At 73.9% G+C, this 21,089-nt stretch carries 19 protein-coding genes; 10 read left to right on the forward strand and 9 right to left on the reverse strand.

Going from position 1 to position 21,089, the window contains the following annotated elements; genetic code table 11:
* Window positions 1-12 precede the first annotated feature (12 nt).
* Window positions 13-759: an SAM-dependent methyltransferase gene (locus BOQ63_RS11590; RefSeq protein WP_030288609.1), complete on the forward strand. Its 747-nt coding sequence runs from the start codon at window positions 13-15 to the stop codon at window positions 757-759.
* A gap of 18 nt (window positions 760-777) precedes the next feature.
* On the opposite strand, the gene BOQ63_RS11595 is transcribed toward BOQ63_RS11590, so the two are convergent.
* The 3 genes from BOQ63_RS11595 to BOQ63_RS11605 form a co-directional block, all read right to left on the reverse strand.
* On the reverse strand, window positions 778-1,653 hold the full coding sequence (locus tag BOQ63_RS11595) for an alpha/beta fold hydrolase (protein WP_030554115.1): 876 nt from the start codon (window positions 1,651-1,653) through the stop codon (window positions 778-780).
* 79 nt (window positions 1,654-1,732) lie between these two features.
* On the reverse strand, window positions 1,733-2,407 hold the full coding sequence (locus BOQ63_RS11600; protein WP_030554113.1) for a thiol:disulfide interchange protein DsbA/DsbL: 675 nt from the start codon (window positions 2,405-2,407) through the stop codon (window positions 1,733-1,735).
* Between the two features lie 251 nt (window positions 2,408-2,658).
* Window positions 2,659-3,861 carry a glycosyltransferase family 4 protein gene (locus tag BOQ63_RS11605; protein WP_030554111.1) on the reverse strand — a complete coding sequence of 401 codons (1,203 nt, stop codon included), beginning with the start codon at window positions 3,859-3,861 and terminating at the stop codon, window positions 2,659-2,661.
* A 443-nt stretch (window positions 3,862-4,304) separates the two neighbouring features.
* On the opposite strand from BOQ63_RS11605, the gene mscL reads away from it, so the two are divergent.
* The 5 genes from mscL (at window position 4,305) to BOQ63_RS11630 (ending at window position 10,389) form a co-directional block, all read left to right on the forward strand.
* On the forward strand, window positions 4,305-4,754 hold the full coding sequence (gene mscL, locus BOQ63_RS11610; protein WP_030288601.1) for a large conductance mechanosensitive channel protein MscL: 450 nt from the start codon (window positions 4,305-4,307) through the stop codon (window positions 4,752-4,754).
* Between the two features lie 389 nt (window positions 4,755-5,143).
* Window positions 5,144-5,941: a DUF6643 family protein gene (locus BOQ63_RS11615; RefSeq protein WP_318299361.1), complete on the forward strand. Its 798-nt coding sequence runs from the start codon at window positions 5,144-5,146 to the stop codon at window positions 5,939-5,941.
* A 309-nt stretch (window positions 5,942-6,250) separates the two neighbouring features.
* Window positions 6,251-7,126, forward strand: a complete 876-nt coding sequence (locus BOQ63_RS11620; protein WP_030554106.1) for an MOSC domain-containing protein — start codon at window positions 6,251-6,253, stop codon at window positions 7,124-7,126.
* Between the two features lie 277 nt (window positions 7,127-7,403).
* On the forward strand, window positions 7,404-9,908 hold the full coding sequence (locus BOQ63_RS11625) for a right-handed parallel beta-helix repeat-containing protein (RefSeq protein WP_072654185.1): 2,505 nt from the start codon (window positions 7,404-7,406) through the stop codon (window positions 9,906-9,908).
* A gap of 43 nt (window positions 9,909-9,951) precedes the next feature.
* Window positions 9,952-10,389 carry a DUF6191 domain-containing protein gene (locus BOQ63_RS11630; protein WP_050366425.1) on the forward strand — a complete coding sequence of 146 codons (438 nt, stop codon included), beginning with the start codon at window positions 9,952-9,954 and terminating at the stop codon, window positions 10,387-10,389.
* On the opposite strand, the gene BOQ63_RS11635 is transcribed toward BOQ63_RS11630, so the two are convergent.
* Both BOQ63_RS11635 and BOQ63_RS11640 read right to left on the reverse strand, forming a co-directional pair.
* Complete coding sequence (locus tag BOQ63_RS11635; protein ID WP_030288593.1) at window positions 10,293-11,423, reverse strand: PLP-dependent cysteine synthase family protein; 1,131 nt, start codon at window positions 11,421-11,423, stop codon at window positions 10,293-10,295. The two genes, BOQ63_RS11630 and BOQ63_RS11635, sit on opposite strands and share 97 nt — an antisense overlap.
* Window positions 11,424-11,598: 175 nt before the next feature.
* On the reverse strand, window positions 11,599-12,822 hold the full coding sequence (locus BOQ63_RS11640) for an ROK family protein (protein WP_030288591.1): 1,224 nt from the start codon (window positions 12,820-12,822) through the stop codon (window positions 11,599-11,601).
* Between the two features lie 68 nt (window positions 12,823-12,890).
* Here BOQ63_RS11640 and BOQ63_RS11645 point away from each other — a divergent pair, with 68 nt between their 5' ends.
* Together BOQ63_RS11645 and BOQ63_RS11650 are read left to right on the forward strand one after the other, a co-directional pair.
* Complete coding sequence (locus BOQ63_RS11645) at window positions 12,891-14,213, forward strand: MFS transporter (RefSeq protein WP_072654186.1); 1,323 nt, start codon at window positions 12,891-12,893, stop codon at window positions 14,211-14,213.
* Between the two features lie 145 nt (window positions 14,214-14,358).
* The gene (locus BOQ63_RS11650) at window positions 14,359-14,967 is read left to right on the forward strand and encodes a HutD/Ves family protein (protein ID WP_072654187.1); all 609 of its coding nucleotides are present in this window, start codon (window positions 14,359-14,361) and stop codon (window positions 14,965-14,967) included.
* Window positions 14,968-15,044: 77 nt separating this feature from the next.
* On the opposite strand, the gene BOQ63_RS11655 is transcribed toward BOQ63_RS11650, so the two are convergent.
* The gene (locus BOQ63_RS11655) at window positions 15,045-15,923 is read right to left on the reverse strand and encodes an esterase/lipase family protein (protein WP_150476356.1); all 879 of its coding nucleotides are present in this window, start codon (window positions 15,921-15,923) and stop codon (window positions 15,045-15,047) included.
* 204 nt (window positions 15,924-16,127) lie between these two features.
* Here BOQ63_RS11655 and BOQ63_RS11660 point away from each other — a divergent pair, with 204 nt between their 5' ends.
* Window positions 16,128-17,579, forward strand: a complete 1,452-nt coding sequence (locus BOQ63_RS11660; protein ID WP_223885905.1) for a PucR family transcriptional regulator — start codon at window positions 16,128-16,130, stop codon at window positions 17,577-17,579.
* Window positions 17,580-17,644: 65 nt separating this feature from the next.
* Here the strand turns inward: BOQ63_RS11660 and BOQ63_RS11665 are convergent, their stop codons facing one another.
* On the reverse strand, window positions 17,645-18,007 hold the full coding sequence (locus BOQ63_RS11665; protein WP_072654190.1) for a peptidoglycan-binding domain-containing protein: 363 nt from the start codon (window positions 18,005-18,007) through the stop codon (window positions 17,645-17,647).
* A gap of 122 nt (window positions 18,008-18,129) precedes the next feature.
* Window positions 18,130-18,888: an acyltransferase gene (locus tag BOQ63_RS11670; protein WP_030288579.1), complete on the reverse strand. Its 759-nt coding sequence runs from the start codon at window positions 18,886-18,888 to the stop codon at window positions 18,130-18,132.
* A gap of 247 nt (window positions 18,889-19,135) precedes the next feature.
* Between BOQ63_RS11670 and BOQ63_RS11675 the strand changes: the two genes are divergently transcribed.
* A complete protein-coding gene (locus tag BOQ63_RS11675) occupies window positions 19,136-19,918 on the forward strand; it encodes a maleylpyruvate isomerase family mycothiol-dependent enzyme (RefSeq protein ID WP_072654191.1) in 783 nt (260 codons plus the stop codon).
* Between the two features lie 165 nt (window positions 19,919-20,083).
* On the opposite strand, the gene BOQ63_RS11680 is transcribed toward BOQ63_RS11675, so the two are convergent.
* Window positions 20,084-20,857 carry an enoyl-CoA hydratase family protein gene (locus BOQ63_RS11680; RefSeq protein ID WP_030288576.1) on the reverse strand — a complete coding sequence of 258 codons (774 nt, stop codon included), beginning with the start codon at window positions 20,855-20,857 and terminating at the stop codon, window positions 20,084-20,086.
* Between the last annotated feature and the right edge of the window lie 232 nt (window positions 20,858-21,089).

Below are 21,089 nucleotides of genomic sequence, written 5' to 3' on the forward strand. Positions count from 1 at the left end.
CATACTGCTCGAATGGACCGTCAGCGGATCTCCCGGCTCGCCCATGCCCACCACCCGATCGCGGCGCCGTTGTCGGACGGCTCGGTGGCCCGCCTGCTGGACCGCGCGCTGGCCGGGCAGGAGGCCGGCCGGGCACTGGACCTCGGCTGCGGCGAGGGTGCCTGGCTGCTGCGGGCGTTGGCCGCGCGGCCGGCTTGGCGGGCGGTGGGGGTGGACCTGGACGCGGCGGCGCTGACCCGGGCCCGGGAGACGGCGACCGCCCTCGGCGTGGAGCGCCGGATCGGCCTGCACCACCGGGACGCCCGGGATTTCACCGCTCCGGAGCCCTTCGACCTGGTGCTGTGCGTGGGCGCCACCCATGCCTTCGACGGGCTGCTGCCCACGCTCGCTGCGGCCCGTGAACTCCTCGCCCCCGGCGGGAGGTTGCTGGTCGGTGAGGGGTTCTGGGAGCGCGAGCCGTCCCGGGCCGCGCTGGACGGGCTGGGCGCCGCCCCGGAGGACTTCGCGGACCTGGCGACCACCACCGACCGGGTGCTCGCGGACGGCTGGACACCGGTGTACGGGCACGTCAGCACGGCACGGGAGTGGGACGACTACGAGTTCTCCTGGACGGGTTCGCTGGCCGGGTGGGCACTCGACCACCCGGACCACCCGGATGCGGCGGCCGCCCGCGAGGCCGCGGACCGCCACCGCGCCGACTGGCTGCACGGCTACCGGGGGACGCTCGGTTTCGTCACCTACCTGCTGCGCCGCGACTGAACCCTCCGACTCCAGGTGCTACTTCTGCGTCCGCGCGAGGAAGTCGTCGATCAGCGGCGCGATTTCGGGCAGCTTCTCCTCCAGCGCGAAGTGCCCGGTGTCGAAGACGTGCAGTTCCGCCCCGGGCAGGTCGCGCAGGTAGGCGCGGGCGCCGGCCTCGGTGAAGAACGGGTCGTTGCGGCCCCAGAGCACCAGCGTGGGCGGCTGGTTGGCACGCAGCCAGTCCTGCCAGGCCGGGTAGAGCTCGAGGTTGGAGAAGTAGTCGAGGGCCAGTTCGACCTGGATGTCCTTGCGGCCGGGCAGGTCGAGGTAGTGCTGGTCGAGGGTCCAGCCGTCGGGGGCGACCAGGCTGGGGTCGCCGGTGCCGCCCTCGTACTGGCTGCGGGTGACGTCCAGGGTGAGGATCGACCGGGCGGCCTCCTCGGCGCCGGGGACGCCGCGCCGGTGGGCGATGAACTCCCTCGCCTGCTCGGAGAGTCCCTCCTCGTAGGCGTTGCCGTTCTGGACCACCAGGCCGGTGATCCACTCCGGTCGGCGGGTGGCCAGGCGCAGGCCGACGGGCGCACCGAAGTCGAAGACGTACAGCGCGAAGCGGTCCAGACCGAGGGCGAGGCAGAAGCGCTCGGTCACGTCGGCGAGGGTGTCGAAGCGGTACCGGAAGGCGTCGGGCGCGGGGCTGTCGCTGTTGCCGAAGCCGGGGTAGTCGGGGGCTATCAGCCGGTAGCGGGTGCCGAGGGCGTCGAGCAGGCGGGCGTACTGGTGCGAGGCGGAGGGGAAGCCGTGCAGCAGCAGGAGGACGGGGGCGTCGGTCGGGCCGGTTTCGCGGTAGAAGACGCGCAGGCCGTCGAGGTCGACGTGGCGGTGGTGGACGTGTGGAATCGTCAGCTCGCTCACACTAACCATTAAACAGCATATGAATGGTTAGGCAAGAGCCTTCGAGCAAGCTGATCGACCGCCACAACCACGTGGGGGCTCAGCCCTTCTGCAGCTGCTCCCGCTGCACCAGGTAGTCCAGCACCTCGGGCATGCCCTCGACGCCGCCGGCCTTGGTCGGCGACGTGCGGTACTCGCCCTGGACGACCACCGTCGGCAGCTCGTTGATGCCGTAGCGGACGAACTGGGCGGCCGCGTCGTCCACCGACTGCCCGACCTCGGCGGAGCGGTAGGCGGCGCCGAAGCGCACCGCGTCGACGCCTTGGCGCACCGCCCAGTCGGTGGCGGCGGCCTCGGTGTTGAGGTCGGCGTGCTCGGTGTGGATCGAGCGGAAGGCGCTGGTCTGCAGCCGCTCGACCAGGCCCAGGCGCTCCAGCGTGTAGTACAGGCGCGCGTGGGCCCGCTGCACGCCCTCGTCCGGGCTGCCCTGCCAGATCGCCGGCACCCGGCGCAGCACGACGTCGGCGCGGTGCTTCTCGGCCCAGGCCCGCAGGGGCTGCTCGAGCGCCTGGGAGTGACTGCAGTCGTACCAGAAGAACTCGACGGCCTCGGTGCGGGCGTTCTCACGCACCGGCTGCGGATGGTCGAGCCTGACGAACTGGGCACCCTCGGAGGGGGGTTGATGGGAGACCGCACCGGCCTGAACGGGGGACACGGCAATCCCGGCGGCGACGGCGAGCAGGACGGTGGACCGCAGCAGCGACTTCGATTTCACACCGCGCAGTCTGCTGGTGACGACCAGTTACCGACGAGTCGGGGCCGAACGTCGAGCTCGGGTTCACCCGGACGGCGCAAGGACCCGCACCGGATCCCGCCGTAGCCCCAACCGAGACCCCCGTCGCGCCCCGTCGGAGATCCCGCCTGAACGCCCGAGGCAGTCGGAACGCCCGAGGCGGCGCACGTCGGAACGCCCTGGGCGGCGCACGTCGGGCAGAACCCGTCGGTGCACGTGAGCCGCGACGCCCGTCAGCTCGCGGGGTCGGCCGTCCACACCTCGGCGACCAGCCGCTGCCAGTCGTCCACCACCGCACCCAGCTCGAAGTGCTCCAGCGCGTGCGCCCGGGCGGCCGCGCCGAGGCCCGCGCGGTTGCAGGCCAGCACCTTGGCCAGGGCTTCGGCCAGGGCGAGCGGGTCGCCCGGGGCGACCAGCGCTCCGGTGGCGCCGTCCCGGACCACCTCGCGCACCCAGCCGACGTCCGTGGCCACGGCCGGCACCCCGGCCAGGGCCGCCTCGATCAGCGCGCCGGGCACGCCCTCGCTGTCGCTGGTGAGCAGCAGCGCGTCGGCCGCCCGGTAGAGCGGCGCCGGGTCGGGCAGCGGGCCGAGGAAGTGGGCGCGGGCGGCGGCCGGGTGGCGGGCCAGTGCCTCGAGCAGCGGGCCCTCCCCGGCCACGGCCATCCGGACGTCGGGCAGCCGGTCGAGCACGTCGAGGGCGAGGTCGAGCCGCTTCTCGGGGGATATCGCGCCGATCCAGGCGACCAGCAGGACGTCCGCCGGCAGGCCCAGGGCGTGCCGGGCGGCGCGCCGGTCGTCCCGGCCGTCGGCGGGCGGATAGCTCTCGGCGGCCCGGGAGTTGGGGATCACCCGGACCTTGCCCTCGGGCAGCTCGAACTGCTCCTCCAGCACTTCGCGCGCCTCGTCGGTGAGCGTGGTGACGGCGGCGGCGCGGTGCATCAGGGCGCCGCCGCGCAGTCTGCGCAGCCGGTTGGCGGTCCAGTAGCGGGGGTGGCCGACGGAGACGTAGACGAAGGGGGTCCGGGTGCCGGCCAGGGCGAGGGCGCAGGCGGCCAGGGTGTCGGAGCCGTGGGCGAGCACGACGTCGGCGGCGCGGGCGGCGGAGCGCAGTGCCCGCAGGGTCGTGGGGCGCAGGCGGCCGGGGCCGAGGACGGCGGCGGCGCGCAGCCGGGCGGTGTCGGGACACCCCTCACCGCAGGTCCCGGGTACGGCCGTCCCCGCGGTGCACACCTCCGACACGACCGCACCCGGCCGCGCGGGTGGCACGGCCGGGTGGGGGGCGAGGGCGCACAGCGCGGAGGCCTGGCCCCGGCGGCGCAGTTCCCGGTGGAGGTCACGGGCGAAGTTCTGGGCGCCGCCCCGGCGTTCGTCGCTGATCAGGTGCAGGACACGCGGGCGGGCTCCGGCCGAATCGGCCGCCGTAGGGTCGGGCATGGACCGACCTTGGCACAGCGCTCGGCCCGGTACAGCCCCTTCGCGCAACCTGGCGGTGGCCCGCACGCCCGCGCCCGTACACCCGGTGTGCGCTGAAGACCCGCCGTCGTGCGCCGGTTGCGACCGCTGTGCGCCCCTTCTCGCCCCTGCCGCTCCGCGGTGCCGCCCTCCGCTCCCCCGCACGCCGCGTCAGGTACCGGCTCACACCATCGAGTGGGGAGCGAGCCGCACGGCGCCGATGGACCGGTACGCGGAGGGCCCGGTCGCCACCCGGGTTCACCGGGCACGGGCCGGGCGGGGGAACGGCCCCCACTGTCGGGTGGTTACGCGGATCGGGTGAACGCGGGTTGGACCTGGGCCCGGCCGCTCGGCAGGATGTCCGGCCGGAGCAACCCTCGCGCTGCCCCATCTCCCCCTCTCGCGTTCGGATTTGGAGTCACCCGGTGTTCAAGGGATTCCGCAGCTTCCTGCTGCGCGGAAACGTGGTGGACCTCGCGGTCGGCATCGTGATCGGCGCCGCCTTCACCGCCGTCGTCACCGGGTTCGTCAGCGCCTTCCTGACCCCGCTGGTCGGGGTCGCCACCGGTGCGGTCGGCGACTTCACCCAGAAGACCTTCGAGGTGGGCGGCACCAAGTTCCCGTACGGCCTCTTCGTCAATGCCGTGATCGGGTTCGTGCTGGTCAGCGCGGTCATCTACTTCGCCGTGGTGGTACCGGTCGGCAAGCTGCAGGACCGCTTCGAGAAGTCCAAGCCCGCGCCGGCCGCCAAGGTGGACTGCCCGGAGTGCCTGAGCTCGATCCCGGCCGCCGCGACCCGCTGCTCGTTCTGCACCACCGAGGTCGCCGCCCGGCCCGCTCTGCCCGCCCAGGCGCAGGCGCTGCAGTCGCACTGACGCCCCGCCGGTGGGCTGCGGAGTTCTCCCGCGCAGCGCGTCCGGGTTGCCCGCTCCGGGCGCTGACGGGAACTTTATCCCCGAAACATTCACGAGCCCCCGTCGCACCCTCGGCGGGGGCTCGAATGCGCCGGGCGCACGCCCCGTCCGCAAAAGTTTCTCCATGGGGGCCGGGCGTCCGCCGGCCGGTCGCCGCAAGGCCTTCCGACCGCTGCGTCCGGGTGCTGTTCGATCACTGACGGGGTGCCAGGGTTGTCCGGAACTGAGCGCCGGAATGTCCGTTCTTACTACTTTCGAAACCTTTGTGCGAGCGAAGACTGTGTAAACACTCGAACTGCTCCCCCTCCCGCTCTCCTCAGCAGGCGCATTGTGGGCTTACCGTATGCCCCATGACCTCGCCCCGCTCCTACGACGGAGTCGGCTACCCCTCTCCGTCCTTCTCCTCCGGCACGCCGATCTACGACAGCCTCGTGGCTGAGCGCGGCGTCCCCCAGATCGCACCCATCAACGTGCCGGCCGCCCTGCCGCCGGCCCTGTCCTCCGGTTACGGATCCGGCCTCGGCCAGTCCTACGAGAACCGGTACGGCAACGGGTACGAGAGTGCCGGCAGCAACCTCCCCGCGCTGCCGCCCGCCCGCCTCGCCCTGGGCCCCGGCCCGAGCAGCGGCCCCTCCGCCGGCCCGGCCACGGCGTACATCCCCGCGCAGTCCGCGCCGGCGTACGCCTCCGCCCCGCAGCCGACCGTCCCCGCTTACGGCGCCCCCCAGCCGTACCAGCGGCCGCAGCCCGCCGCCCCCGCCTTCGCCCAGACCGCGAGCGGCGGCTACCAGCCGACCGGCGGCCAGAGCTTCGGCGGCCAGAACACCTTCATCGGCCAGGGCAGCCAGCAGACCTTCGGCGCCCAGCCGACCGGCGGACCGGCCGGTTTCGGCCAGGGCCAGCCGGGCGGCCTCCCGCAGGGCGGTCCGCAGAGCTTCGGCGGCCAGCAGTCCTTCGGCGGCCCGAACCCGGCCGGTCCCGGCTTCCAGGGCCAGGGCGGCGACCAGGGCTTCGGCGGCGCCCAACTGCGCCCGGCCATGGCGCCGGTCGCGCCGGTCCGCCCGATGCAGCCGCAGCGCCCGGGCCCGTACGGCGAGCCCGGGGGCTTCCAGCAGGGCGGCTACCAGCAGCAGGGCCAGGGCTACTGAGCACTGCCACCGAGGGGCCGACCCCACCGGCCCGCACCCGCACCACCTGAGCACCACCCGGCGCCCCCTGAACGCCGGGCGAACGGAGAAACGGGTCATCCACGGACCGCCCGGAACGCCCCCCACGGCGTACCGGGCGGTCCGTGCGCGTACGGGGCGGACCCTGCGCGTACCAGGCGGGCCTGCGCATGCCGGGCGGTCCCCTGCGCACACGGGTCCGGGAGGCGCCCGACCCCTGCGGGCCGGGAGCGGGCCCGGCACCTCCGGGTGCCGTGCGTCCGGACGCAGCGCTGCTGGCAGGATGGGGGAATGCACCTCACCGGACTCCACGTCTACCCCGTCAAATCGATGTACCGCCTGAGCCCCGACAGCTCCGCGGTCCACCCCTGGGGTCTGGCCGGAGACCGCCGCTGGATGCTCGCCGACCCCACCGGACGCTTCGTCAGCCAGCGCGAGAACGCCGCCCTCGGACAGATCCGGGTCCGCCCGCTGCCCGACGGCGCACTTGCGCTGACCGCTCCAGACGGTTCCCGGATCGAGGTCGCCGCCCCCGCCGTCACCACCGGGGACCCGGTCGCCGAGGTCGAGGTCTGGGGCACCCGCTTCCGCGCCGTCGAGGCCGCCAAGGAGGCGCACCTGTGGATCGGCGAACACCTCGGCGACTACCGCCTGGTGCACCTGGACGACCCGCGCGCCAGGCCCGTCGACCCCGAGTACGGCGAGCCCGGCGACACCGTCTCGATGGCCGACGGCTTCCCGCTGCTGCTCACCACCACCGCCTCGCTGGAGCGGCTCAACGAGCTGATCGCCGCCGAGCACCCGGACGCCCACGAGACGCTGCCGATGGAGCGCTTCCGCCCCAACGTGGTGGTCGGCGGCTCCGAGCCCTGGGCCGAGGACGGCTGGCGCCGGATCCGGATCGGCGCGCTCACCTTCAAGGTGGTCAAGCCCTGCGGCCGCTGCGTGGTCACCACCACCGACCAGGAGAGCGGCGAGCGCCGCGGCCCCGAGCCGCTGCGCACCCTGGCCCGGCACCACAAGCTGATGCGCAGGGCCGCGTTCGGGCAGAACCTGATCCCCGAGCGGCCGGCCGGCGTCGAGGGCGACGTCCTGGGCACGCTGCTCGTCGGCGACGACGTCGAGGTACTGGAGGACGGGGCTCACTGGCCGGCCGACGGACGCTGAGCCGCCGGCACGCCCTGGCCGCGGTTGCGCGTGCGGCCCGCCGGTACGGAACTCCGGCTGTGCGCGCTCGTTGAAACAAGTGGTCGGAACCTGTGGCCGCGGTGGGCGCCCCCGGTGTCCACGCGGCGGCGGGCCGCCGGACCGGCCGTCCGGGCGGCCCGGAACGGGCGGACCGACCACCCGCCGGGGCGCGCTACGGTGGGCGGACGGCCCGCGCACCCCCGCGCCCACGGCCCGTTGATCGCCGGCACGACGAAGGTGGGGACGACAGACCGTCATGGCTGAGCACAGGGTCCGGGTCACCCAGGACAGCGCATCCCGCTGGCGTCGCCGCGCGGGCGAGTACGACACGCTCGCGGAGGCCCTGGCGGCCGCCGAGCCGGGCGACACCGTGACCGTCCGGCCGGGCACCTTCCGGGAGAACGTGCTGCTGGACAAGCCGGTGACGATCGTCCCGGCCCAGGGCCCGGGCACCGTCCGGATCGAACCGTCCTCCGGGGTCGCGATCACCGTCACCGCCGCCGCGACCGTGAAGGACCTGGTGGTCGAGGGCGGCGACAGCTCCTCCCCGGCCGTCCTGGTCACCGGGCCGGAGGCGACGCCCGCGTTCAGCGGCTGCCGGATCGACACGCGCTCCGCCACCGGGATCGAGATCGGCGGCGGCGCCCGGCCGACCCTGCGCGGCTGCGTGATCGCCAACCCGGGCGGCCTCGGACTGCGGCTGCGCGGCGAGGGGACGGCCGCCGCCTTCGAGGACTGCGAGGTCACCGCGGCCGGCCAGGCCGGACTCGCCGTCCTCGGCGGGGCGACCGCCGCCCTGGACCGCTGCCGGGTGCACCACGCCTCCGGCGCCGGAGTGCTGCTCTCCGACCCGGGCAGCGCGGCCGAGCTCACCGGCTGCGAGATCTACGAGATCCGCGGCAGCGGCGTTCAGGCCGAGGCGCAGGCGGGTGGACGGCTGGTCGACTGCGACATCCACCGGGTCACCGGCAACGGCCTGACCCTGGACGGTGAGGCCGAACTCGTGCTCACCGGCTGCCGGGTGCACGACCTGCCGGAGAACGGCGCCGACCTGCGCGGACGCGCCAGGCTCACCCTCCTGCACAGCACCGTGCGGGACTTCGGGCGCGGGGCGCTGTCGGTCTGGGACCAGGGCACCGAGGCGGTCGCCCAATCCTGCCAGCTCCACGGCTCCACCGGCGAGTACCCGGCGCTGTGGGTCAGCGACGGCGCCCGGCTCACCCTCACCGACTGCTCGCTGCACGACCTGCCGGACGCGCTGTTCGTCCTCGACCGGGACTCCGCCGCGGTCGCCCAAGGTTGCTCGTTCAGCCGGATCCGCAGCTCGGCGGTCTCGGTCAGCGGCGGGGCCACGGTCACGCTGGCCTCCTGCCGGGTGCAGGAGGCCGGAACCGGGCTCTGGTTCCGCGACCACGGCAGCGGAGGGTTGCTCACCGACTGCGAGATCTCCGACGTCGCCACCGGAGTCATCGTCACCAAGGGCGCCGACCCGGTGCTGCGCGAATGCACCGTACGGACGAGCACCGACGCCGGGGTGTACGTCTCGGCGCAGGGGCGCGGCACCTTCGAGGACTGCCGGGTCTCGCACGGCAAGGGCTTCGGCTTCCACATCATCGACGGGTGCCGCACCCAGCTCACCCGGTGCCGGGCGGAGCAGAACGAGCGAGCCGGGTTCGAGTTCTCCGAACCCGGGCCGGTCGCCGAGGGGTGCACCTCGGACGACGTGGCGCCGGCTGGGTCCGCGGGCGCCAAGGCCTCCGGACTGCCGGAACTGCCGGGCCCGAGGGGCGGCCAACCAGCCTCTTCAAGGCCGCCGTTGACGGCCCCTTCGATGTCCTCGGCAGCCTCCACCGTCTCGACGGCTTCGGCTGCAACGGCTGCAACGGCTTCGACGCGTTCGGCGGGTTCGGCGGCGACCGCCGCGATCGCACCGATCCCGGACTGTCGGCCCGCCGACGAGGCACTCGCCGAGCTGGACTCGCTGGTCGGACTGGCCACGGTGAAGCAGGAGGTGCGCACCCTGATCGACCTGATCTCGGTCGGCCGGCGCCGCCGCCAGGCCGGGCTCAAGGCGCCCTCGCTGCGCCGGCACCTGGTCTTCACCGGCGCCCCTGGCACCGGCAAGACCACCGTCGCCCGGCTGTACGGCGAGATCCTGGCCTCGCTCGGGGTGCTCCAGCGCGGACACCTGGTCGAGGTGGCCCGGGTCGACCTGGTCGGCGAGCACATCGGCTCCACCGCGATCCGCACCGCCGCCGCCTTCGACCGGGCGCGCGGCGGGGTGCTGTTCATCGACGAGGCGTACGCGCTCGCACCCGAGGACGGCGCCCGGGACTTCGGGCGCGAGGCGATCGACACCCTGGTCAAGCTGATGGAGGACCATCGGGACGAGGTGGTCGTCATCGTGGCGGGCTACACCGCCGAGATGAAGCGCTTCCTTTCCGCCAACCCCGGTGTCTCGTCACGTTTCTCACGCACCATCACCTTTCCCGACTACACGGCGGACGAACTGCTGGAGATCGCCCGGGCGCAGTGCGCGGAGCACGAGTACGCGCTCTCCGAGGCGGCCGAGGATGCGCTGCTGGAGCACTTCGACCGGCTGGAGCGCGGCCCCAACTTCGGCAACGGGCGCACCGCGCGGCAGATCTTCGAGACCATGGTCGAGCGCCACGCGGTGCGGGTGGCGGGCCTGGCCGACCCGTCCACCGAGGAGCTGCAGCTGCTGGTCCCGGCGGACCTGCCGGTGGTGCCGCAGCCGTAGCGGGCTGGGGAACTCCCCGACGGCCGCGGACCGTTGGGCGCACATGAGCATGCTGTTGACGGGCGCGGCGGGCGGCTTGCTGTTACCGGCCGGACTGGTGGTGCTGTTCTTCCTCGGCGCGGTGGTGCGGCGGTTCCGCAACCGGCCGGCGGTGGGCGGGCCGGGCACCCCGGCGGGGGGCCGGGGTGCGGGGGCGACCGCGACGGAGGAGTTGCACGCGCTGCTCTACCCGAGCAAGCGGGTGCAGCTGGAGCAGCGGCGGATCGAGCTGGTGCTGCGGGACGACGAGCACGACGGTGCGCCGAAGCGCACGGGGATCGACCTCGCGGGTGGGCGGGCGGTGATCCGGCGGGGCGGAGGGGAGACGGGTGACAGGCGACAGGGTCAGCCCGTCCAGGCGCCTCCCGTTAGGAAGGACTCCATCGCGGCCCGGTACGGCGCGATGTCGATCCGCTCACCGGCCAGCCAGGCGTCCGAGTAGTACTTGTCCAGGTAGCGGTCCCCCGGGTCACAGATCAGGGTGACCACGCTGCCCGTCCGCCCGGCCGTCCGCATCTCCGCGACGATCCGCAGCGCGCTCCACAGCCCCGTCCCGGTGGAGGCCCCGGCCTTCTTGCCGAGCACCTGCTCCAGCACCCGCACGGCGGCGATCGAAGCGGCATCCGGAACCTTCATCATCCGGTCGACCGCCCCCGGCACGAAGCTCGGCTCCATCCGGGGCCGCCCGATGCCCTCGATCCGGGAGCCACTCCCGCAGGCCGCGTCCGGGTCGTGGTTGACCCAGCCGTCGAAGAAGCAGGAGTTCTCCGGGTCCGCCACGCAGATCCGGGTGTCGTACTGCATGTAGTGCACGTACCGGGCGATGGTCGCGGAGGTGCCGCCCGTCCCCGCGGTGGCGACGATCCAGGTCGGCTCGGGGTGGGGCTCCAGGCGCAGCTGGGCGAAGACCGACTCGGCGATGTTGTTGTTGCCGCGCCAGTCGGTGGCGCGCTCGGCGTAGGTGAACTGGTCCATGTAGTGCCCGCCGGTCTCCTCGGCGAGCTTCGCGGAGGCTTCGTACACCTCGTCCGAGCGCTCGACCAGGTGGCACTCGCCGCCGTGGAACTGGATCAGGTCGATCTTGGCCTGGCTGGTGCTCTTGGCCATGACCGCGATGAACGGCACCCCGATCAGCTGGGCGAAGTACGCCTCGGAGACGGCGGTGGAGCCGCTGGAGGCCTCGATCACCGGCTTGCCTGGGCGGATCCAGCCGTTGCAGAGCCCGTACAGGAACAGCGAGCGGGCGAGGCGGTGCTTGAGCGAGCCGGTCGGATGGGTGGACTCGTCCTTGAGGTAGAGGTCGATCCCCCACTCGGCCGGCAGCGGGAAGCGCAGCAGGTGGGTGTCGGCGGAGCGGTTGGCGTCGGCCTGGACCTTGCGCACCGCTTCCTTGAGCCAGGCGCGGTAGTTCGGGTCCGAGCGGTCGACGTCGACGGTCGGCTCGATGTCGAGGCTCACACCGGACTGGGTGCTCATGGTCACTACTCCCTCGTTGCGGCCCCCCGCTGCTCACTACGAGTGTACGAGTGTCACGATAAGTGACCGTTTTCGGAGACCCAGCTTCCGCTTATCCCCTTCGGGTTCGGTGGCCGTGCCGCCGGCGCCACGGTGCCACCCAACGCCACCCACTGCCACCCACTGCCACCCGGCGCTAGACCGGCACCGACTGCGGGTCCGCCAGGTACGGGCCCCAGCCGAGCTCGGCCGCGCCCGCGAGTGCACCGTGCGCCAGCTCCGCGCCGACGATCGGCACCCGACCACTGCGTCCCCACAGGCTGCGCTCGGCGACCACGGCGCGCAGCCGGTCGGGGGCGGCCTCCAGGAGGTCCAGGTGCAGTCCGCTGAGCACCACCCGGTCCGGATTGAGGATGTTGGCGACCCCGGCCAGTCCGAGCCCGAGCCGGTCGATCACGTGCTCCACCGCCGCCCGCGCCCGCTCGTCGGTCGAGGCCGCCCAGCACAGCTCGCGCGCCTGGTCGATCAGCGGGCGCCCCGGCTCCGGGGTGAGGCCGGCGGCGGCGAACAACGCGTCGGGGTCGGTCTCGGAGTTGAGGCAGCCCCGGTTGCCGCACACGCAGGGACGACCCTGCGGGTCGACGGTGAGGTGGCCGACCTCCAGGGCGAGCCCGGCGCTGCCGGTGTGCAGGTGGCCGTCGATCACCAGGGCGCCGCCGACGCCGCGATGGCCGGAGGTGACGAAGAGCAGGTGGCGGGCTCCGCGTCCGGCGCCGTGCCGGTACTCGGCGAGCGCGGCGAGGTTGGCGTCGTTGGCGATGGCGGTGGGCAGCGGGTGCACCGCCATCGGCCCGTGGTCGGCGCGGCCGACCTCGACGTCGTACAGGTCGGCGACCGGGGTGCCGCTCGGCCAGGCGAAGTGGAGCGCGGCGAGCGCGGTGCCGTCCGGTTCGGTGACCGGGTTGGGCAGTGCGAGCGCGGCCGCCAGGCAGCGGCGGCTGGTCGAGCGGGCCAGTTCGGCGCCGGCCTGGGCGACGGCGCGCAGCATCCGGACCGGATCGGTGGCGGCGGGCAACGGCAGGTGGACCGGCGGGTCGAGGAGTCCGCCGAGGCCCGCGAGGGTGACGCTCAGGCCGTCGGCGTGGATCTGACCGGCGACCACGACCGGGCCCTCGGGGTCAATTGCCAGCCGGTGCGAGGGACGGCCGCGACCGCCGCCGGCCGGGCGCGAGTCGACGGTGATCAGGCCGAGCGCCTCCAGCTCGGCCGTGACCGCGCCGGCGGTGGCCCGGGTGACGTCCAGCGCGCGGGTGAGCGCGGAACGGGTGGGCGTCTGGCCGGTGTGGATCAACGAGAGCGCCGGGCCGAGCAGCGTCCGACCGCGGTCGGGAGCCGCGCGGCGGTGGGCGTCGCGCTGCACGTCGGGGTCGGTCCCGGAGCGGGGCCGCGGGCTTGAGGGTGAGAGCTGCACGCCCCTATTGTTACTTTGTGCCGCTTCGAAACAAAATCCGTTCCCACTGCCACACCGACGAATCCTCCTCCCAGTCTCGCAGCACAACTCTGGCGCCCGACAGGCCCTGGGGCGCCGCACGGCTCGCACTCACCGCCTTCTTCGCCGTCGACGGCTTCCTGTTCGCCGCCTGGGTCGTCCGCATCCCCGACATCCGGAGCCAGGTCAGCGCCTCACACAGCGCGCTCGGGCTCGCCCTGCTCTGCCTCTCCATCGGCGCCGTGCTCACCATGCCGGTGGTCGGGCGGCTCTGTCTCCGGTACGGCTCGAGGCCGGTCACCGTCGGCTCGCTCGCCCTGCTCGGTCTCGCCGTACCGCTGCCGGCGCACGCCCACTCGGTGCTGTCGCTCGGCGCCGTGCTGCTGCTGTTCGGCGCCGGGTACGGCGGGGCCAACGTCGCCATGAACAGCGCCGCCGTCGACCTGGTGGCGCAGCTGCGGCGGCCCGTCATGCCCAGCTTCCACGCCGGGTACAGCCTGGGCGGCCTGGTCGGCGCCGGGTTCGGCGGACTGCTCGCCGACCGGCTGACCACCGCTTGGGCGCTCGCGCTCGGCGGGCTGCTTGGGCTGGCCGTCACCGTCGGCGCGGGCATCGTGCTGCTGCGCAGCCCGGCGGCGCCGATGGTCGCACCGGAGCGCGGCGGTGCCGGGTCCGCCGCCGGGTCCGCCGCCGACGCCGGCGGCGGGTCCGACCGCGGGTCCGGTGAGGGTGGCGTGGCCGTGGGCCCTGCCGAGAACTCCACGGTCCGCCCGACCGGGGCACCCGTCCGGTTGCTGGTGCTGATGCTCGGGTTCACGGCGCTGTGCACGGCGTACGGCGAGGGCGCGATCGCCGACTGGACCACCCTCCACCTCACCGACGACGTGCACGCGAGCGCCGGGACGGCCGCCGCCGGGTACGCCGCGTACGCCTTCGCCATGACCAGTGGGCGGGTGGGCGGCACCTGGCTGTCCATACGGCTCGGCCAGAACCGGCTGATGCTGCTCGGCGGGCTGACCGCGGCGGCCGGCATGCTGGTCGCCGCTCTGGCCCCGGCCGTGCCGCTGGCCATCGGGGGGTTCATCCTGGTCGGCCTGGGGCTGGCCAACCTGTTCCCGCTCGCGATCGCCCGCGCCGGCGCGGCGGGCGGACCCCAGGGCGTCGCGCTGGCCTCGACGCTCGGGTACGGGGGGATGCTCATCGGGCCGGTGGTGATCGGCTTCCTCGCCGACGCGGCCGGACTGCCGCTGGCCCTCACGACGGTCGCGGTCGCGGCCACGACGGCGGCGCTGCTGCCGTTCGCGGTCGGGCGGCGCGGCTGACAGATGACAGATGACAGCGAACGGATGACAGATTTCATCATCTGTCATCCGTTCGCTGTCATCTGTTTCCCGGCCTGCGCCTGCTTCGCCCCTTCCCCGCCCCGCCCCTCACGGATCCGCCGCACAAATGGCAGGATGCGACTCCATGACCACCACCGGACGCATCCAGGTACTGCGGGCGAGCGAGCGCCCGGCCACCCCGTGGCTCAACGGGGGCGGGGTGACCAGGGAAGTGGCCGGGTTCCCCGCCGGGGCCGGCCTGAACGACTTCGACTGGCGGGTGAGCCTCGCCGACGTGGCCTCGGCCGGGCCCTTCTCGCCGTTCCCCGGGATCGACCGGGTGATCACCCTGATCGAGGGCGCGGGCATGGCGCTCACCGTGGACGGCGTCGAGCGGTCCGTCGATGCCCCGTTCCGCCCGTTCGCCTTCCCGGGCGACGCCGCCACCGACTGCCGACTGCTGGGCGGTCCGGTGGTGGACTTCAACGTGATGACCCGACGCGGCCGGGTCGAGGCCGCCGTGGACCTGGTCACCGAGCCCGGCGCCGTCCAGGTCCCGTCCGCCGCCACCGTGCTGCTGGTCTGCCTCGCAGGTTCGGCCACCGTCGACGACGGCGAACTGACCCGCTACGACGCCGCCTTGCTCGACGCACCCGGCACGCACCAGCTCCGGCCCCACGGTGTCACGGCCGTCATCACCTTCCGCACCGCCACCGCCACCTCCGCCCACGCCCACGCCGCCGGCACGAGCTGAGCAACGCACTGCCCGTGCCCCCGGAGCGACCGGGGGCACGGGCAGCGGCGCCTGCCGCACAGACGGCGAGCGATCCGTCAGCCGCAGAACACCGGCGTGGCGTGCGCCGGGTCCAGGGCGTTGGTCACCAGGTGCAGCGCCGTCGGCGAGAAGGCGATCGCCACGTGCTCGGCCAGCGTGACCGGGCAGTGGTCCTGCAGTACCTCGTTGTCCACGTCCGGCCCGTTCAGGAACTGTGTCCGCCAGGGGGTGACGACCTCGTCGTACACGGTCGAGATCACCGTGTAGTGCACGCCCGGCACGGTGTCCGGCCGCGAGGCCATGGCGGTGTTGAAGTCGGAGCCCACCGCCTGGTCACGACAGGCCTGGCAGACGGTGTAGATCAGGTCGGCCACCCCGGGGAAGTACGGCGCCAGCTTGGTGATCCCGTCGAGGGTGGTGCCGTGGTTGGACGGCGCCAGGCCGATCAGCTTGTCCACCTTCGAGGCCCCGCCGAGGAACTTCAGGTAGTAGTTCGGCAGCATGCCGCCCTGCGAGTGCCCGACGATGTCGACCTTGGCCGCGCCGGTCGCGGTCCTCACCAGATCGATGAAGCGGGCGAGTTGGGCCGCAGAGGCGGGTACCGCCCCGAGGCCGCCGATCGGCAGCAGCAGTCCGCTGCCGGTGGAGGTGATGCCGGGGACGGTGCCGTAGTCGAGGGCGAAGACGCAGTAGCCCAGGCCCTTCAGCAACGGGGACAGCGCCAGCCAGTTCTCGTAGCGGTTGGCGAAGGTGCCGTGCACCAGCACCACGGGGTCGGGGTGCGCGGCGGACGGTCGGCAGCTCCAGTCGTTGGCACCGGGCGGCGAGGCCACCGTGTCACCGTCGGGCGGGAGTTCGGCCGCGGCGGCGACGGCCGGAGCCGCTGCGGGCGCCGAGGCGGGCGCCGCCGAAGCGGGCGCCGCCGCACCGACCATCAGCGCGCCGGCGAGTACGGCCGCACCGAAGGCCCCTCCGAGCCGACGGCGCAACGGAGTTGCGGAGAAGCAGAGAAGTGGGGTCCTCAACTGTTGCCTCCACGGCGGAAGTTTGTTACCAACAGGTAACCCGAGTGGCTCAATGATGCGGTCGCCCCTCCGGCCCGGCCCTTGGGCGTTCCCCAGACCTGGACGGTGTTCTCTGTGACCGGTCACAACGCACCCCACTGCTCCCCTACGGCCCGCCCCGCCGCAGCGCCCACGACCCGCCCCGCCGCCCCCTCCTCCGACTCCCCCGCCGACTCCTCCTCCACGGTCACCGACCACCCGACGGTCACCGACCACCCCACCCGGTGGCACGTCCCGGTGATCGGCGGACTCCCCGCCGACCAGCGACTCATCGGCGGCGCCCGCGAGTTGGCCACGCGCCTGGTCGCCGCTCTGCTGGACCGCGTGCCGGTCTACCGCCGCCTCCCTCGCGAACAGCTCACCGGTGAGCTCACCCGGGATGCCGAACGCCGCATCCGCGCCCTCGCCCACGCCGTCCGCACCGGGCTCCCCGCCCCCGCGGAGGAGTTCACCGACGTACGGGAGGCCGCTGCCCGCCGCGCCGAGGAGGGCCTGCCGCTGGACGCCGTCCTGCTCGCCCACCACCTCGGGCTGGAGGTCTGCTGGGAGTTCCTCACCCGGGACGCCCACGCCGGTGACGCCGCCGACCTGTTGCTGCTCAACCGCCTGCTGCTCGACCAGCTGCGCCGGGCCGCGATCGCCGCCGGTGTCGGCTACCTCGACGGGCAGCGCTCGGCCGGCGACCGCCGTTCCACCGCCCGGCAGTCCCTGCTCACCGCGCTGCTCGCCGGAACCCCCACCGAGGAGGCCGCCGCCCGGGCCGGAACGGAACTTCCGGCCGGCTACGCCGTGCTCTGCCTGTCCCTCGCCGACCATCCGGACGAGTACTCGCCCGGCATCGACCCGGGCATCGCGGCCCGCCGCAAGCTCCGCCGCTTCGGAGCCGAACTCGACCACCGCACCCGGCAGTCGGCGCTCACCGCGCTCACTCCGTCCGGCGGGTTGGTGCTCGTCCCGCTCGACACCGCGCCGGATCCGACCACCGATCCGACCGACGGGAGAGTCGCGGACGAGCTGTGGCCCCAACTCTCCGCAGCACTCGCCGCCGCGGCCCGCGCCGCCGGTGTCCCCGTGCTGGCCGGAGCGGCCGCCGCGGTACCGGCCGAGGTGTCCGGCGCCGCCGCGCTCGCGTACGAAGTCCTGGATGTGGCGAGGGCGTTCGGCCTGCCGCCCGGGCTGCACCGGTTGGACGACGTACTGCTGGAGTACCAGTTGACCCGGCCCAGCCGGGCCCGCTCCCGGCTCGCCGCACTGCTCGAACCGCTCGCAGACGGCGGGGAGTTGCTCACCACCCTGCGCACCCACCTGGCCGGCGGCCTCAACCGCCGCCACACCGCCGGCGCCCTGCACCTGCACCCGAACACCGTCGACTACCGGCTGCGCCGGATCGCCGTCCTCACCGGTCTGGACCCGGCCCGCCCGGCCGACGTGCTGCGGATCACCGCCGCCATCGCCGCACGGACCGCCGAGCAGTCGGGCTCGGCCCGGCGGCCGACCGAACCGCCTTCCCCCGCAGGCCAGTTATGAAAAAATGACGTCGCCCGCACCACCGGATACCGAAGGCGGCGCGGGCAGCGGTGACGCGCCGGTGCTCAGCAGTTCAGGTTGGAGTGGGCCCCCACCCAGCTGTCCAGCGTGGACCAGGTCTGCGGCCCGACCACGCCGTCCTGTCCGATGCCGGCACAGCGCTGGAAGGTCCACACGGCCGAGTCGGTCGCCGGACCCCAGAGACCGTCCACGTCCAGCTTCGGGCTCCCGAACGAGTACGGGACGTGGTCGAGTTCGCACTGGAGCTGCTTCACCGCGCTACCGGTGGCGGTGGAACGCAGCGTGGGCTCGGAGCCGGTGTAGCCGCAGTACTGCGAGGCCTGTGCCGAGGCGGTGGGCGCGGTCGCGAGCCCGGCCGCCAGCACGAGACCGGCGGTGACGAGCCCGCCGACGAGACGGTTACGCATGGAGGTCCCCCGTTCGATGGATCGTTCGTCCGAAGTCATGGTGATCTTCGAACGAACGGCACCCTAGCCGACGAACCATCAGGATTCAGGAGGACCAATCTAAAAGCTCGACAAAGCGATCCTCAGGCCTGCTGCTCGCCCGGCAACCGGAGGTCCCATCCGACCAGGGCGCGCAGTTGCTCCGCGGTCACCCCGTCCGGCACCGGCCGGGGCGGTTCGTGGCGCAGCGGCGGCTGCCAGCCCTCCTCCTCGCTCCAGCGGCGGACCACCTTGGCCGGGGCGCCTGCGACCACGCTGTGGTCGGGCACCTCGCCCCGCACCACCGCGCCCGCCGCGACCACCACGTTGCGCCCGATCCGCGCCCCCGGCATGATCACGGCACCGGTGCCGATCCAGCTGCCCGCGCCGATCTCCACCGGCTCGTTGCGCGGCCACTGCTTGCCGATCGGCAGCTCGGTGTCGCGGTACTCGTGCGCCTGGTCGCTGACGTACACGCCGGGGCCGGTCCAGACGTCGTCGCCGATGACGATCGACTGGTGGCCCACGATGTGGCTGTCCCGGCCGATCACGCACCCGCCGCCGATCCGCACGATCGGCTCCGGCCCGAGGTCGAGCCCGGGCAGGAACCCCGCGCTGATGGTGACCCGCTCGCCGATGATCGAGAACGGTCCGATGGTGATCCACTGCTCGTTGAACACCGCCCCGAGCGGGAAGGCGAGGGTCGTGCCGTCGCCCAGCTCGCCGAACCGGTACGGTCCCGGGTTCCGGTTGGTCACCGCGCCGGTCCGTTGCATCCAGCGCCAGCCCCGGTGGACGAGGCGTCCGGCGGCCCGGCGGCCACCGGTCCGGACGGTGGAGAGGAGGGAACGGGTTATCGGCATGCGCTCACGTTACCGGCCCGTAGGGTCCGCCCGTCCGTCGGGAGGCCGACATCACACCCGTTCACACCCGTCCCGGCAGTCAGCCTCACCCGCCACCGCAGACCGCCCTACCGGCCTCCGCGCACCCGCTCCCACCGGCCACCCACCACCCGCCGCCGTGCACCCCGCGCCCGCCCCGCCCCCGGTCCCGGTCCCGGCCGTCCGGAATCCGCCACCGCTGTCGGACCCAGGTGAAAGACTCCGCCGCATGGAGATCTCCGAGCACATCGACGCGCTGCGCCGCGAGGGCGTTCTGCTGGCCGACGCCGCCGCCCGCACCGACCTCGCCGCCCCCGTCCCGACCTGCCCGGACTGGCGGCTGAGCGACCTGGTGCGGCACGTCGGCCAGGTCCACCGCTGGGCCGCCGCCTACCCGTCGCAGGGGCTGGACGCCGTGCTGGACGAGGCCGGCGCCCAGGCCGTCATCGGCCCGGACCCCTCGGACGCCGCGCTGCTCGACTGGTTCCGCGAAGGCCACGCGGCGCTGGTGACGACGCTGTCGGAGGCCCCGGCCGACCTCGAGTGCTGGAGCTTCCTGCCCGCACCCAGCCCGCTGGCCTTCTGGGCCCGCCGCCAGGCCCACGAGACCGCCGTCCACCGCTTCGACGCCGACGCGGCGGCCGGCTCCCCGGGCCCGGCCGTGGACCCCGCGTTCGCTCTGGACGGCATCGACGAACTGCTGCGCGGCTTCATGGCCCGCGGCCGGGCGAAGGTGCACTGCGACGGCCCCCGCACCGTCCGGATCCGGGCCACCGACGGCCCGGGCTCCTGGCGCCTGACCGTCTCCCGCGAGCCGCTCGCCGTCACCACCGAGGAGAGCCCCGAGCCGGCCGACCTGATCATCACCGGCCCGGCCCACGAGCTCTACCTGCTGCTCTGGAACCGGCTGACGGTCGAACAGGCCGAGCGGCAGGCGCAGACCGGGCCGGTCGAACTCAGCGGCGACCGGGGCCTGCTCGACCTCTGGCGGGACGGCGCGGCCATCCGCTGACCCCACGTCGACCTGCCCGGTCGTCGGCCGGGCAGGTCATCGGCCGGGCAGGTCATCGGCCGGGCAGGCAGTCATGGGCCGGGCGGGTCGGCCACGGGACACCGGCCACAAACGACCAGCCTCACGTCACGCCTCAAGCCTCGAGCCACCCGCCGCCCCTACGGCTCAGCGAACCCAGGCCGCCGGCCGCTTCTCCAGGAAAGCCCGCATCCCCTCCTGCGCCTCCGCCGAACCGAACAGCAGCGCGGACAGCTGCACCAGCTCGTCCGCGTCCCGCTGGAAGGACCGCACCACCTCGGCGTTGGCCAGGCGCTTCGACTCCGCCAGCCCCTGCGGTGAGCCCTGGCGCAACGCGTCCAGCAGGCCCTTCAGCACCACGCCGGTGTCCTCGGTGGACCCGGCGGCCTGGGTGATCAGCCCGATCCGGGCCGCCTCGGCGGCGTCGAAGACCTCGCCGGTGAGGTAGTAGCGGGAGGCGGCACGCGGCTCCAGCTTGGGGCGCAGCGGCAGCGAGATGACGGCGGGCGCGAGGCCGAGGCGGACCTCGGTGAAGGCGAAGGTCGCGGCCGGTCCGGCGACGGCGAGGTCTGCCGCGCCGATCAGACCGAGGCCGCCGGCCCGGGCGTGCCCGTCGACCACGGCGATCACCGGCTTGGTGCAGTCCACGATCGCCTTCTGCAGCTCGACCAGGCCGCGCGGGCCCACGGTCGGGTCCGCGCCGGTCGCCTCGGAGAGATCCGCGCCCGCGCAGAACACCTTGCCGGTGTGGGTGAGCACCACCGCGCGGACGTCCTGGTTCGCCGCGGCCACCGCCAGTCCGGCGTGCAGTTCGGACATCAGGCGGGAGGAGAGCGCGTTGCGGTTGTGCGGCGAGTCGAGGGTGAGCGTGGTGACGGCGTCGGCGGTGGTGACGCGGACGAGGGGCTCTGCGCTGGTCATCGGCGTGGGCCTGCCTTCCGGCTGAGGGTGGGTCGGACTGCGGGCGCGGTCCGGGGTGCCCGGACCGCGCCCGCACGACTCTGGCACGCCCACCCGCCCCTCGGCCAGAGCCGGCCGCTGCCCGGCGGAGCGCAGCGGCCGCCGGAGGGACGGAAAACCGCTGGTCGCGGCCGTCCGCCGCCGGGCAGCATGGGCGCCATGACCACCGAAGCCCCGGTCCTGCTGCTCGCCC

This window comes from Streptomyces viridifaciens (assembly GCF_001888885.2).
GTDB classification, from domain to species: Bacteria; Actinomycetota; Actinomycetes; order Streptomycetales; family Streptomycetaceae; genus Kitasatospora; species Kitasatospora aureofaciens.

Bases quoted from the DNA above. Each gene is read 5' to 3' on its own strand.
- BOQ63_RS11670 (WP_030288579.1), bottom strand. From the start codon at position 18,888: ATGCCGATAACCCGTTCCCTCCTCTCCACCGTCCGGACCGGTGGCCGC.
- BOQ63_RS11615 (WP_318299361.1), top strand. From the start codon at position 5,144: ATGACCTCGCCCCGCTCCTACGACGGAGTCGGCTACCCCTCTCCGTCC.
- BOQ63_RS11620 (WP_030554106.1), top strand. From the start codon at position 6,251: ATGCACCTCACCGGACTCCACGTCTACCCCGTCAAATCGATGTACCGC.
- BOQ63_RS11650 (WP_072654187.1), top strand. From the start codon at position 14,359: ATGACCACCACCGGACGCATCCAGGTACTGCGGGCGAGCGAGCGCCCG.
- BOQ63_RS11605 (WP_030554111.1), bottom strand. From the start codon at position 3,861: ATGCCCGACCCTACGGCGGCCGATTCGGCCGGAGCCCGCCCGCGTGTC.
- BOQ63_RS11675 (WP_072654191.1), top strand. From the start codon at position 19,136: ATGGAGATCTCCGAGCACATCGACGCGCTGCGCCGCGAGGGCGTTCTG.
- BOQ63_RS11630 (WP_050366425.1), top strand. From the start codon at position 9,952: ATGAGCATGCTGTTGACGGGCGCGGCGGGCGGCTTGCTGTTACCGGCC.
- BOQ63_RS11635 (WP_030288593.1), bottom strand. From the start codon at position 11,423: ATGAGCACCCAGTCCGGTGTGAGCCTCGACATCGAGCCGACCGTCGAC.
- BOQ63_RS11655 (WP_150476356.1), bottom strand. From the start codon at position 15,923: ATGGTCGGTGCGGCGGCGCCCGCTTCGGCGGCGCCCGCCTCGGCGCCC.
- BOQ63_RS11680 (WP_030288576.1), bottom strand. From the start codon at position 20,857: ATGACCAGCGCAGAGCCCCTCGTCCGCGTCACCACCGCCGACGCCGTC.
- BOQ63_RS11665 (WP_072654190.1), bottom strand. From the start codon at position 18,007: ATGCGTAACCGTCTCGTCGGCGGGCTCGTCACCGCCGGTCTCGTGCTG.
- BOQ63_RS11625 (WP_072654185.1), top strand. From the start codon at position 7,404: ATGGCTGAGCACAGGGTCCGGGTCACCCAGGACAGCGCATCCCGCTGG.
- BOQ63_RS11590 (WP_030288609.1), top strand. From the start codon at position 13: ATGGACCGTCAGCGGATCTCCCGGCTCGCCCATGCCCACCACCCGATC.